Annotated in this window: 1 protein-coding gene; it reads left to right on the top strand. The window is 53.6% G+C overall.

Going from position 1 to position 15,018, the window contains the following annotated elements; translation table 11 throughout:
* Window positions 1–786 precede the first annotated feature (786 nt).
* Window positions 787–15,018, top strand: a 14,232-nt coding sequence (locus ACGF7G_RS19260; protein ID WP_387467635.1) for an amino acid adenylation domain-containing protein, incomplete at its 3' end; no start/stop codon positions are given.

Below are 15,018 nucleotides of genomic sequence, written 5' to 3'. Positions count from 1 at the left end.
ATAACAAGAGTGAAAAAACAGTGGTTGACAGTCTCAATGTATATGTTATTCGGTGTTTTTGAACTGAATGGCATTAAATTTTTTTCCTGCTTATACCTCGTAATGGTCAATATCGCCAGATATCAGAGGAATCGCATCAAAGAGCGATTCCTCTGGAGCATTTGTCATTTTAATCAATACCATACGGAGTTAATAATTACGCCTGCTACATTATTTTATTATTATAGAATAATATGTGGTGGAGTTAATTCTAAATTATAATTGTTTCTTAGTGGTATTGGGTGAAATAACGTTTCTATTTGCAATGGAATCTAATCGTTATAAAGCAATGTGCTTAAGTAGGTGTAGGTTTGTTTATGGCATCTACACGAGTGGTACTATTTTGTTGTTATAAAATAATATCGTATGTGATTGTTTTTAATCTAAAGTTATATTTTTGTTAAATACACATAATAAATGCAGGCAATTAGCTTGTCTTTAATTGTGTTATTTATCATCAGCTAATGGGGATTATAGAGAATTAATCTAAAGAACAGGAGTGAAAATGGAATGTTTTATTCTGTGTCATGAATTGAATTATTTATTTCGTTATCAGGGGAATTAGCATCGTAGCGTTGTTAATGATATGGCTATTAACCGGGCTATGGCATCCCGTATTTGTGTATTTTGAAGAGATGTCGGATGTATCCGTTTTTATTTCTTGGGGGTAAGAAGTAAGAAAAATACGGGTGATGGCTGTCAGGAATGACAGTTTTCAAATTTCTAGCAGATTCGTTGGAGTAGAAAATGAAAGATAGCATGGCTCAAGCAGGAAGTGCTCTTAACGCCGAACTCTTTCCACCGGCGTCAGAAAATATAACTAACGTAAATGACGCTTCCTCACAGATTAAAAATACAAAGAATGTTCTCAAGGCGCTCACACTCAGTGAATTATTCTGGTACGAACGCCTTGCCGCTTTGCAATCATCCCAGTTACCTTTTGAGACCGCTAGGGAGCAAGTGGAGCCCAGATGGGCAATCAGCCTTTGGCAGTCCCCGTTGCCAAAAAACGGGGAAGAGGACCCATTGCGAATGCTGTTGCAGGCATTTGTTATTTACCTTGCGCGCCTGACTCAGCAGACCGAATTCCAAATTGGTTGGGGCGTGAAGGCAAACGATGACCTGACAGAGTTGGCACCGGTGGTGCCTATGGCCGTTGAGGTGGCGTTTGATAAGCCGTGGAGGGCGGTAGCTGACGGGATTGATAACCTGCTTGCTCAGTTGGTGTGGCACCAGACATTTAGTCATGATCTCCTTATTCGCTTTCCTTCGTTGCAGGCTATCCCGGCATTAACAACCCGCTGGCCGTGGCAGATCGCCGTCTCGGTGATACAGGATGACAAACAGTGTGATCAGAAGGTATCCGGTGAGTTGCTAACACTCCAGGTGAATGCACAGGGTGGTTTTCGCTGGATCTACGATGCAAACCGTTTGAGTGGGGAAGTGGTTCAGCGGATGAGCGAACACTTACCGGTGTTGGCATTGTCGCAAGGGAATGGTGATGACATCCCTGTCGGGCAGCTGAATGTGTTGCCGGAGGCTGAACGTACATTGTTACTGGAGACCTGGAATGCCACGGAAACCCCTTATCCTGATCCGTTATGTATTCATCAGCTGTTTGAGCAACAGGCAGAGCTGGCTCCGCAGGCCACAGCGTTAGAATATCAAGAACAGAGCCTCAGTTATGCGGAATTGAATAGCCGGGCTAACCGTCTGGCCCATCAACTGATTGCGCAGGGGGTCACACCGGACCAGCGGGTGGCGATTTGCGTGGAACGCTCGCCGGCGATGGTGGTGGCTTTGCTGGCGGTACTGAAAGCTGGTGGCGCTTATGTGCCGCTGGATTTAACTTATCCGGGAGAACGTCTGGCGTATATCCTGAATGATACGGCTCCGGCAGTGGTCCTGGCTGATGTGGCTGGGAGGGTGGCGTTGGGTGAAGCTGCGCTGGCGGGGCTGATAGTGCTTGACCCGAATACCCGGCCAGACCAGCCGGACAGCAATCCACGAGTCCCGGCGTTGACGCCACAGCATCTGGCGTATGTGATTTACACTTCCGGCTCAACCGGACAACCGAAAGGGGTGATGGTAGAGCATCAGGCGATTTATCAACGTTATCTGGGCTTTAATGACACCTATGCCGTTACGGCGCAAGACCGGCTGTTGCAATTTGCCGCTTTTGCCTTTGATGTTTCAGTGGAAGATTTCTTTTCGTCATTATGTAACGGGGCTACGTTGGTTCTTCGCGATGACAGTTGGTTAGCGTCGATGCCGGAATTTATTAATTTAACCCGGCAATATCGTATTACGGTGGTGTCACTACCGACTCTGTTCTGGTCTGAACTGGCGGCTAGAGAGACGGGGTTACCGCTGCCGGATTGTCTCCGGCTCATCATCATTGGGGGTGAGGCGGTCAAAAAGAACGCCATTCAGGATTGGTTCAGGCAGGAAGGCCCCCGGCCCCGGCTGTTGAACGGTTATGGTCCGACGGAAAATGTCGTGACAGTGACCTATAAGGAGGTGTTATCCCCAGCCGATACGCATTCTATTGGCCGGCCAGCTAAAAATGCCCGCATCTACTTGCTGGACCAATATGGTCAACTGGTGCCATTAGGCTGCGTGGGTGAAATGTATATTGGCGGCGTCGGGGTGGCGCGGGGTTATCTTAACCGGCCGGAATTGAGCGCAGAGCGTTTTACATCGGATCCTTTTAGCCCGGTAGCCGGCGCGCGGATGTATCGCTCCGGGGATTTGGCACGTTATCTGCCGGACGGTGATCTGGAATTTCTGGGCCGTAACGACGAGCAGGTTAAAATCCGCGGCTTCCGTATTGAGCTGGGTGAAATTGAAACCCGGTTGCTGGAACACCCGGAGGTGCAAGAGGCGGCGGTGTTGGCGTTGGATAGTGAGCAGGGCAAACGTTTGGTTGCCTATGTGGTGGCGGCAGTACATGAGGGATTGGCTGCCGATTTGCGTGAACACCTGAGTACCATTTTACCTGACTATATGGTCCCGGCAGCTTTTGTGCGTCTGGGATCCTTTCCGCAGACCCCGAATGGCAAGCTGGATCGTCGGGCGTTGCCTGAACCGGGGGAAGCCGATTTTGTCCGGCAGATTTATGAAGCCCCACAAGGGGAGACTGAGATCGCCATTGCCGTCCTTTGGCGCGAGTTACTGGGTATTGAGCAGATAAGCCGGCATGACAGCTTCTTTGCGTTGGGCGGTCATTCACTGCTCGGCGTGCAGATGATTGAACGCTTGCGTCACCTGGGGTTGACATTGGCAGCGCGTGATCTGTTCCAGTCGCCGGTGCTGTCAGATCTGGCTCAAACGTTGGGACGGCATCAGGCCGTGATAGTACCACCGAATATCATTACAGCGGCCACCACGGCGCTGACACCGGCGATGTTGCCGCTAATTGAGCTGACTCAGCCTGAGATTGATCATATTGTCGGGCAGGTGCCGGGCGGGATGGCGAATATTCAGGATATCTATGCGCTGTCGCCGTTGCAGGACGGTATCCTGTTCCACCACATATTGGAAAAGGAAGGCGACCCGTATTTGGTGCTCTATCCGGTGGCTTTTGCTAACCGCACTTTGCTGGATCGCTATCTGGCGGCGATGCAACAGGTGGTTGATCGCCATGACATCCTGCGTACGGCGTTTATCTGGCAAGGATTATCTGTGCCGGCGCAGGTGGTTTGGCGTCAGGCGACCTTGCCGGTGACGGAACTGACGCTGGACCCGGCTGACGGCCCGGTCATTGACCAGTTAACCCGGCGTTTTGATCCGGATCACTATCGTCTTGATCTGAATCAGGCCCCGTTGTTGCATTTTGTTATCGCTCAGGAAACCGATGGACGCTGGTTTTTACTGGAGTTGCAGCATCACTTGATCGGCGACCATGAAACAATGGAAGTGATGCACCGTGAAGTGCAAGCGTATTTTACCGGGCAGGGGGAGAGCCTGTCTGCGCCGGTTCCTTTCCGCAATCTGGTAGCGGAGGCCCGGCTGGGGGTAAGTCAGGCCGCGCATACCCATTTCTTTACCGACATGCTGGCGGCGGTGGAGGAGCCGACGCTACCGTTCGGGCTGACGGATGTGCATTGTGATGGATCTCAGAAGACGGAATCCTACCGGATGCTGACCGCCGGGTTGAATGACCGTCTGCGCAGTCAGGCCCGGCGTTTGGGCGTCAGTCTGGCGGCGTTGTGTCATCTGGCCTGGGCGCAGGTGTTGTCGCGTACCAGCGGTCAGGAGAAAGTGGTATTCGGTACTGTGCTGTTTGGGCGTATGGCGGCAGGTGAAGGTGCTGGTAATGGCATGGGGTTGTTTATCAATACTCTGCCGTTGCGGCTGGATATGGATGATACCCCGGTACGGGACAGCGTGCGGGCGGTGCATCTGCGACTGGCCGGGTTGCTGGCCCATGAACATGCGTCACTGGCGCTGGCCCAGCGGTGCAGCGGGGTTACCAGCGGTACACCCCTTTTTAGCGCCCTGTTGAACTATCGTCATAATGTTCAACCGGATCCGCTGGATGAAACGATGGCTGGGATTGAATTCCTGGGTGAACAGGAGCGGACCAACTATCCGTTTGTGCTGTCGGTAGAGGACGGCACCACTACTCTGGGGTTGACGGCTCAGGTAGTGCAACCGTTTGATCCGGAAAGCCTGTGCAGTTATATGCAACAGGCGCTGGAAAGTTTGGTGGAAGCCCTGGAGCAATGCCCGAACATACCTGTTCGGGCATTGGAAATCTTGCCGGAAGCGGAACGTGCCTTGTTGTTAAAGACCTGGAACGCCACGGAAACCGTGTATCCTGACCAGTTATGTGTTCATCAGTTATTTGAGCTGCAAGTGGAGAAGACCCCGAAGGCGACGGCGCTGATAGCGGGAGATAGAACCCTAAGCTATACGGAACTGAATGCTCGGGCTAACTGGCTGGCCCATCAACTGATTGAACAGGGAATTCGCCCGGATGATCATGTTGCGATTCTGTTGGAGCGATCGATAGAACTGGTGGTGGCTCAGTTGGCTATTCTCAAAGTGGGGGCTGTTTACGTACCGATAGATCCCAGTGTACCGGATGAGCGGAAAAACTGGCTGATAAGCGATTGTTCAGCCAGGTTACTGCTCACTGATACACGGACTGATATTTCGGCTAATCTGGCTGTTCCGCTGTTGCGCTTCTCGGATGAGACAGATCCGGGCAGCGAGGAAGATCGCCTTAACCCTGATTTACCGCGTTCCAGCGATGGATTAGCGTATATCATGTATACCTCCGGTTCGACCGGTACACCAAAAGGGGTTTTAGTGCCGCATCGTGCGATAGTTCGGTTGGTTATCAATAATGGCTATGCCGAAATTGAACCGGATGATCGGGTGGCTTTTACGGCTAACCCGGCGTTTGATGCCAGCACGTTTGAAGTCTGGGCACCGTTGCTCAACGGCGGTGCGCTGGTGGTTATCGACCATGCCACGTTGCTGACACCACAAGAGTTGGTACCGGCTTTCCAGGCTCATCGCATCACGGTGCTGTGGCTGACTATCGGGCTGTTTAACCGGCTGGCGGCAGAGTTATCCCCGGTTCTTCCACAGATTAAGATCCTGATTTTCGGGGGAGATATCCCTGATTTACATGTAATTGCCCAGGTTCTGGATAATCGTCCGCCACAACAATTATTGCAGGCCTATGGTCCGAGTGAGGGAACCACCTTTACCACGATATACCCTATCGTGGCGTTAGCACAGGGTGTAACCCGCATTCCTATTGGTCGGCCAATCGCGAATACCCGTGTTTATCTGCTGGATGCCTATGAGCAGCCGGTACCGCCAGGGGTGATCGGTGAAATTTATGTCGGCGGAGATGGAGTTGCTCAGGGTTATTTCAATCGCCCTGAGTTAACCGCCGAACGTTTCTTGGTTGATCCATTCAGTGATAACCCGAATGCGCGTATGTACCGCACCGGGGATTTGGCCCGTTATCTACCGGACGGTAATCTGGAATTCCTGAGCCGTAATGATCAGCAAGTTAAAATCCGGGGCTTCCGCATTGAACCGGGTGAAATTGAGACGCATCTGGCAGAGCATCCAGCGGTGCATGAAGCTGCTGTGCTGGCTCGGGGGGAAGGTCCGGATAAACGGCTGGTGGCCTATGTGGTGGCGCCAGCGGATGACGGGTTGGTGAACAGCCTGCGTGCCCACCTGAGTGCCATTTTACCTGACTATATGGTGCCGTCAGCTTTTGTGCGTCTGGATGCATTTCCATTGACTCCTAACGGTAAATTGGATCGCCGGGCATTGCCGGCACCGGACAATGAAGCCTTTGCTTATCAAGTTTACGCCGTGCCTCAAGGCGAAACGGAAATGGCCCTGGCGGCGATTTGGCGTGAATTACTGGGAATTGAACAGGTTAGCCGGCATGACAGTTTCTTCGCCTTGGGTGGTCATTCGCTGCTCGCGATACGGATGGTTGAACGCTTGCGTCATCTGGGATTGACACTGACGGCGCGTGATCTGTTCCAGTTTCCGGTGCTGTTTGAACTGGCCCGGTCACTGGGACAGCACCAGGCTGTGACAGTGCCGCCTAACGCCATCACCCCGGCAGCCACGGCACTGACGCCGGCGATGTTGCCGCTGATTGATCTGACTCAGGCTGAGATTGACAGCATCATTGAACAGGTGCCGGGCGGAACAGCCAATATTCAGGATATCTATGCCCTGTCGCCGTTGCAGGACGGTATCTTATTCCACCACCTGCTGGCAAACGAAGGGGATCCGTATCTGTTGACGGGTCAGATGGCCTTTGCTGACCGGTCTCTGTTAGATCGTTATCTGACCGCCGTTCAACGAGTGGTTGATCGGCACGATATCTTACGTACGGCTTTTATCTGGCAAGGATTGTCAGTGCCGGCGCAGGTGGTTTGGCGTCAGGCCCAATTGTCGGTGACTGAGTTGACACTGAACCCGGTTGACGGTCCGGTGAGTGACCAGTTAACTCGGCGCTTTGATCCGCGTTATCATCGTCTCGACCTGAGCGAAGCGCCGTTATTGCGCTTTATGGTGGCGCAGGAGACCGATGGTCGCTGGATTGTTCTGCAATTGCTGCATCACCTGATTGGCGACCATGAAACAATGGAAGTGATGCACCGTGAAGTACAGGCGCTTCTTACTGGTCAGGCGGATAGCCTGCCTGCGCCGGTTCCTTTCCGCAATTTAGTGGCGCAGGCCCGGTTGGGGGTAAGTCAGGAAGCGCATACCCATTTCTTTACCGAGATGCTGGCGGCGGTAGATGAACCGACGCTGCCATTCGGGCTGACAGAGGTGCACCGCGACGGCTCACAGGTGACGGAATCCCACCGGATGTTAGTGCCTGAGTTGAATGATCGTCTGCGCAGTCAGGCCCGGCGTTTGGGGGTCAGTCTGGCGGCGTTGTGTCATCTGGCCTGGGCACAGGTGTTGTCGCGTACCAGCGGGCAGGAGAAAGTGGTATTCGGCACGGTGTTGTTTGGGCGGATGCAGGCAGGGGACAGCGCTGACAATGGTATGGGGCTGTTTATTAATACCTTGCCATTACAGCTGGATATCGATGATACGCCGGTACGGGACAGCGTGCAGGCTGCCCATACCCGACTGGCTGGATTATTAGCGCATGAACATGCGTCACTGGCGCTGGCCCAGCGGTGCAGTGGGATTGCCAGCGGTACGCCCCTCTTCAGCGCCCTGTTGAACTATCGACATAATGTTCAACCGGATCCGCTGGATGAAACGATGGACGGGATTGAATTTCTGAATGAACAGGAGCGGACCAACTATCCGTTTGTGCTGTCGGTGGAGGATTTTTCTGAATCCCTGGGGCTGACGGCTCAGGTTGTGCAACCGTTTGATCCGGAAAGGATATGCGGTTATATGCAGCAGGCGCTGGAAAGTCTAGTGGCGGCGCTTGAGCAAGTTCCGGAAATGCCCGTTCGGGCATTGGAAATCTTGCCGGAAGCGGAACGTACGTTGTTGTTAAAAACCTGGAACGCCACGGAAACTGTGTATCCTGATGTGTTGTGTATCCATCAGTTGTTTGAACAGCAGGTGGAGAAAGCCCCGGAAGCGACGGCACTGATAGCGGGAGAGAAGACTCTGAGCTATACGGAACTGAATGCCCGTGCTAACCGGTTGGCTCGTCAGTTGATTGAACAAGAGGTTTGCCCCGGTGACCATGTTGCGCTCTTGTTAGAGCGATCGATGGAGCTGGTGGTGGCTCAATTGGCTATCCTTAAAGCTGGCGGCGTTTACGTGCCGATTGATCCCAGTGTGCCGGATGAACGGAAAAACTGGCTGATAAGCGATTGTTCAGCCAAATTGCTGCTCACCGATACACGGACGGATATTCCCGCTAACCTGACTGTTCCGTTGTTTCGTCTCTTTGGTGAGACAGACACGGGCAGCGGGGAAGATTGCCTCAACCTTGGTTTACCGCGCTCCAGCGCCGGGTCAGCGTATATTATGTATACCTCCGGTTCTACCGGTACACCTAAAGGGGTTCTGGTGCCTCATCGTGCGGTGGTCCGGCTGGTCATCAATAATGGCTATGCTGAAATTGGACCGGATGATCGGGTGGCCTTTGCCGCTAATCCGGCTTTCGATGCCAGCACGTTTGAAGTCTGGGCACCGTTGCTTAATGGCGGCGCGTTAGTGGTGGTCGATCGTGTCACGTTGCTGACACCGCTGGAGTTTGTACACGTTCTACAGGTTCAGCGAATGACTGTGCTGTGGCTGAGTGTCGGACTGTTTAACCAGCTGGCGGCGGAGCTGTCTCCGGTTCTTCCGCAAATAAAGCTCCTGATTGTCGGGGGAGATGCTCTTGATCCCCATGTTATTGGGCAGGTACTGAGCACGAATCCGCCACAACAGTTATTGAATGGCTATGGGCCGAGTGAAAGCACTACCTTTACCACGACATACCGTATCACTGCATTAGCACAGGGAGCAATCCGCATCCCTATTGGTCGGCCGGTAGCCAACACGCGGGTTTATTTGCTGGATGCGTATGGTCGGCCGGTGCCGTTGGGGGTGGCCGGAGAGATTTATGTTGGGGGCGATGGAGTTGCTTGTGGTTATCTTAATCGTGCTGAATTGACCGCCGAATGTTTCTTGGTTGATCCGTTCAGTGATAACCCGGATGCACGCATGTACCGCACCGGGGACTTGGCGCGTTATTTGCCAGACGGCAATCTGGAGTTTCTGGGCCGTAACGATCAACAGGTTAAAATCCGCGGCTTCCGGATTGAACTGGGTGAAATTGAGGCCCGGTTGGCAGAACACCCGGCGGTGCGTGAGGTTGCAGTGTTGGCATTGGGTGAAGGGGCGGATAAACGGTTGGTTGCTTATGTGGTGGCAACAGCGGATGAGGCGCTGATGAACAACCTGCGTGCCCACCTGAGTGCAACTTTACCTGATTATATGGTGCCGTCGGCTTTTGTGCGTCTGGAGGCGTTTCCATTGACCCCGAACGGTAAGCTGGATCGTCATGCGTTACCGGCACCGGATGGTGAAGCGGTTGCCCGTCAGGTTTACGCGGCACCGCAAGGCGAAACGGAAATTGCCCTGTCGGTTATTTGGCGTGAATTACTGGGGGTTGAACAGGTCAGCCGGCATGACAGCTTCTTTGCTCTGGGCGGCCATTCACTGCTCGCGGTACGCATGATTGAACGCTTGCGTCACCAGGGGTTGACGCTGACGGCGCGTGATTTGTTCCAGTCGCCGGTGTTGTCGGCACTGGCCCAAACGTTGGGACGACATCGTGCGGTGATGGTACCGGCTAATGTGATTACACCAGAAACGACGAAACTCATACCTGCTATGTTGCCGTTGATTGATCTGACTCAGCCTGAGATTGACAGCATCATTGAACAGGTACCGGGTGGGGTGGCTAATCTTCAGGATATCTATGCCCTGTCGCCATTGCAGGATGGTATTTTGTTTCACCACTTACTGGCAAACGAAGGGGATCCCTATTTGTTAGTCAGCCAGATGGCTTTTGCTGACCGGCTGCTGTTGGACCGTTATTTGGCCGCAGTACAACAGATGGTTGATCGGCACGATATTCTGCGTACCGCCTTTATCTGGCAAGGATTGTCCGTGCCAGCGCAGGTGGTCTGGCGTCAGGCACCATTGTCGGTCACTGAATTGACGTTGGACCCGGCTGATGGGCCGGTTGGCGATCAACTGGTGCAACGTTTTGATCCCCGTCATTATCGTATTGATTTGGGGCAGGCACCGCTGCTGCGTTTTGTCGTGGCTCAGGAAACCGATGGCCGCTGGTTACTACTGGAATTGCTGCATCACCTGATTGGTGACCATACCACGCTGGATGTGATGAATCGCGAAGTACAAGCGTATCTTACTGGTCAGGAAGACGGCCTGCCTGCGCCGGTGCCGTTCCGCAATCTGGTGGCGCAGGCCCGGTTGGGTATCAGTCAGGAGGAACATACCCGCTTCTTTACCAACATGCTGGCGGTGGTGGCTGAACCCACACTGCCGTTTGGGCTGGCGGATGTGCATCATGATGGATCGCAGGAGACAACATCCTACCGGATGCTGACGGCTGGGTTGAATGACCGTCTTCGCTATCAGGCCCGGCATTTGGGTGTCAGTCTGGCGGCGCTGTGCCATCTGGCCTGGGCCCAGGTGTTATCGCGTACCAGTGGTCAGGAGAAAGTGGTGTTTGGTACCGTGCTGTTTGGGCGCATGGCGGCGGGAGAAGGGGCTGACAATGGGATGGGGCTGTTTATCAATACCCTGCCGTTACGGTTGGATATCGATGATACCCCGGTTAGGGACAGCGTGCGGGCGGCCCATTTACGGCTGGCCGGGTTGCTGGCGCATGAGCATGCTTCACTGGCGCTGGCCCAGCGGTGCAGCGGGGTTGCCAGTGGTACGCCGCTTTTTAGTGCCCTGCTGAACTATCGGCATAATGATCAACTGGATCCGCTGAATGAAACGATGGCCGGGATTGAATTCCTGGGCGGACAGGAGAGCACTAACTATCCCTTTGGGTTGTCGGTGGAGGACGGGGGTTCCACTTTGGGACTGACGGCGAGTGCAGTGCAGCCGTTTGATCCGGACAGAATATGCGGTTATATGCAGCAGGCGCTGGAGAGTCTGGTGGAGGCGCTTGAGCAGGCACCGGAGACGCCGGTACGGGCGCTGAATATCCTGCCGGAAACGGAACGCACGCTGTTGCTGGAAACCTGGAATGCCACGGAAACCGCCTATCCTGACGCGTTATGTATTCATCAGTTGTTTGAGCAACAGGTGGAGTGGGCTCCGGAGGCAACGGCACTGGTGTATCAAGAGCAGACGCTCAGTTATGCCGAATTAAATGCCTGCACCAACCGTCTGGCCCATCAACTGATTGCGTTGGGCGTCACACCCGACCAGCCGGTGGTGATTTGTGTGGCACGTTCCCCGGCGATGGTGGTGGGATTGCTGGCGGTGCTGAAAGCTGGCGGGGCTTATGTGCCGCTGGACTCAACTTACCCGGGAGAACGTTTGGCGTATATCTTGAATGATACAGCCCCGGCAGTGGTGTTGGCTGATGCGGTTGGACGGGCGGCGCTGGGCGAGGAGGCGCTGGCGGGGCTGACGGTACTTGACCCGAATACGCTGCCCGACCAGCCGGCCAGTAACCCGCAGGTCCCGGCGTTGACGCCCCGGCATTTGGCGTATGTGATTTACACCTCCGGTTCAACCGGGCAGCCGAAAGGGGTGATGGTAGAGCATCAGGCGATGTATCAACGGTATCTGGGCTTTAATGAGACCTATGCCGTCACGGAGCAAGACCGGGTGCTGCAATTTGCTTCTTTTTCTTTTGATGTTTCAGTGGAAGAATTTTTCTCGTCATTATGCAATGGAGCGACGCTGGTTATTCGTGATGATAGCTGGCTGACTTCGATGCAGGAATTTATCACCTTAATCCGACAAAACCGTATTACGGTGATATCGCTGCCGACTTTATTCTGGTCTGAATTGGTGGCCAGAGACAAAGCATTACCGCTGCCGAATTGTCTCAAGTTAATCATTATAGGTGGTGAGGCGGTACAGAAGAGAGCTATTCAACTGTGGTTTATACAGGAAACTTATCGTCCACGGCTATTAAATACGTATGGCCCGACTGAAAATACCGTGATTGCGACCTATAAAGAGGTGTTATCCCTAGAAGATGATTGTTCTATTGGCCAGCCGGTTAAAAATACCTGCATCTACCTGCTGGACCAATACGGTCAACCGGTGCCATTAGGCTGCATTGGCGAAATGTATATTGGTGGTGTCGGGGTGGCGCGGGGTTATCTGAACCGGCCGGAATTGAGCGCAGAACGTTTTATACCGGATCCCTTTAGTCCGGTATCTGGTGCGCGGATGTACCGGACTGGGGATTTGGCTCGCTATCTGCCGGACGGTGACCTGGAATTCCTGGGCCGTAACGACCAGCAGGTTAAGATCCGGGGTTTCCGGGTTGAACTGGGGGAAATTGAAACCCGGTTACTGGAATACCCAGCGGTACAAGAGGCGGCAGTACTGGCGCGGGAAGATGGGCAGGATAAACGTCTGGTGGCTTATGTGGTGGCGGAAGCGAATGACGGGTTAGTTGCCTGCTTGCGTGAGCACCTGAGTGCGATTTTACCTGATTATATGATACCGGCGGCCTTTGTGCGCCTGGATACCTTCCCACAGACCCCGAATGGCAAGCTGGATCGCCGGGCATTACCGGTACCAGGCGAGGAAGCCTTTGCCCGTCAGGCCTATGAAGCACCGCAAGGGGAAGCTGAAATTGAGCTGGCGGCGATTTGGTGTGAAGTTCTGGGGATTGAACAGATCAGCCGGTATGACAACTTCTTTGCGTTGGGCGGTCATTCGCTGTTGGCGGTACGGATGATGAACCGGATAGCGGCGCTGGGTGTCGAACTGCCACTGAGCGTATTGTTTGAAATGTCCACGTTAATGGCCTTTGCTGAGGCAATGCGTATCCGGTTTGATGAACAGCGCAAGATATTACCCACCATTCTGCCGATATCCCGCGAAGGGGCGTTGCCGTTGTCATTCGCTCAACAGCGTTTGTGGTTCCTTGCCCAGTTTGAGGGCGTCAGTGATATTTATCATATCTCGATGGTACTGCGCTTGTGTGGTCAGCTGGATATCGTTGCCTGGCAGCAGGCACTCGACACGTTGTTTGCCCGTCATGAAGCGTTACGTTCCGTCTTCGTCTCCGTTGATGGTCAGCCACAAGTGCAACTGCTGGCGGCGGACCGTGGGGTGCCGTTGTCCCAGTATGATCTGCGTGGGGTAGCGGATGCCGAAACTGTGCTTGAACATCTGAGCATCGGGGAAGCCAGTACGTCATTTGATCTCAGTCATGGCCCGCTGATCCGCGCCTCTCTTATCCGGCTCACCGATGACGAATACCAATTCCTGTTTACCCAGCATCACATTGTATCAGACGGCTGGTCTGTCGGCGTGCTGATAAGTGAATTGAGTACGCTCTATACGGCTTTTCTGGCCGGGCAACGTGATCCCTTGCCACCACTGGCGATTCAATATCCTGATTACGCTGCTTGGCAGCGTCAGTGGCTATCGGCTGAACGGATCCAGACGCAATCGGACTATTGGCGTACCATGCTGGCTGACGCCCCCGTGTTGCTGGATTTGCCAACCGATCGGCCTCGTCCGCCTCAGCAGTCGTTTGCCGGGGGGGTTATGTTCATCGATCTGGATGCGGAATTAACGGCATCTCTTAAGCACCTGAGCGAACAGCAGGGCGTTACGTTATTCATGACCCTGTTATCAGCCTGGGCGATGGTCCTATCACGCCTGTCAGGTCAGGACGATCTGGTTATCGGCACACCGAGTGCGGGCCGCAGTCACCAGGAAGTGGAACCCCTGATCGGTTTCTTTGTCAATACGCTGGCTTTACGTATTGATTTATCGGATGCGCCGAATGTCATTGAATTGCTGGCGCGTGTGCGGCAAACCGCATTGGCGGCACAGGCGCATCAGGACCTGCCGTTTGAACAGGTGGTGGAAATCGTGCAGCCACCGCGCCGATTGGCGCATACCCCGTTGTTCCAGGTGATGTTTGCCTGGCAGAACAATGAGAGCCCGGAATGGGAATTACCGGAGTTGGCTGTTTCGCTTGTTGATTCTGTTCTTGAAACAGACACAGTTAAGTTTGATCTGGAATTGGAACTGTCTGAAGAGAATGGCCGGATTGTGGGGGCTCTGGGTTATGCCACGGCTCTGTTTGATCAACAGACAATCGAACGCTATGTGGGGTATCTACACACGGTACTGCAAGCGATGGTGGTTCATCCTCAACAGCCCGTTGGGGAAATCGATATTTTGGCTCCGGCAGAGCGCAGGTTATTGCTGGAAACCTGGAATGCGACGGAAACCGCCTATCCTGATCCGTTGTGTATTCATCAGTTATTTGAACAGCAGGTGCAAAGGACACCGAATGCGACAGCAATTGTGTGTGGGGCTGAGACACTGAGCTATGCTGAACTCAACAGACGGGCAAACCGGTTGGCTCATGAGCTTATTGCACAGGGGGTGATACCGGAGCAACGTGTTGCGCTTTGTGTCTCCCGTTCTGCGTCAATGATGATCGGGTTGCTGGCTATATTGAAGGCTGGAGGTGCTTACGTCCCGCTGGATCCGGCGTATTCGGGTGACCGTTTGAGAGGGATTTTAAGTGATGCCACCCCTGCCATGGTAGTGGCAGATGTGATGGGGCGTACGGCTTTGGGTCAGGATACACTGAAAGGGTTGAAGGTATTAGCACCGGATACGGATTGGGAACAACCAGACAGCAACCCGCAAATATTATCACTGCATTCAAGACAGCTGGCTTATGTGATTTATACCTCGGGTACTACCGGCGTGCCCAAAGGCGTGATGGTGGAACATCGTGGCGTAATAAATTTGGCA

Source organism: Photorhabdus sp. RM323S (assembly GCF_042879375.1).
Taxonomy (GTDB): domain Bacteria; phylum Pseudomonadota; class Gammaproteobacteria; order Enterobacterales; family Enterobacteriaceae; genus Photorhabdus; species Photorhabdus tasmaniensis.
Note: the sequence above shows the minus strand (reverse complement) of the source record. Positions and strands in the feature narration are given on the sequence as shown.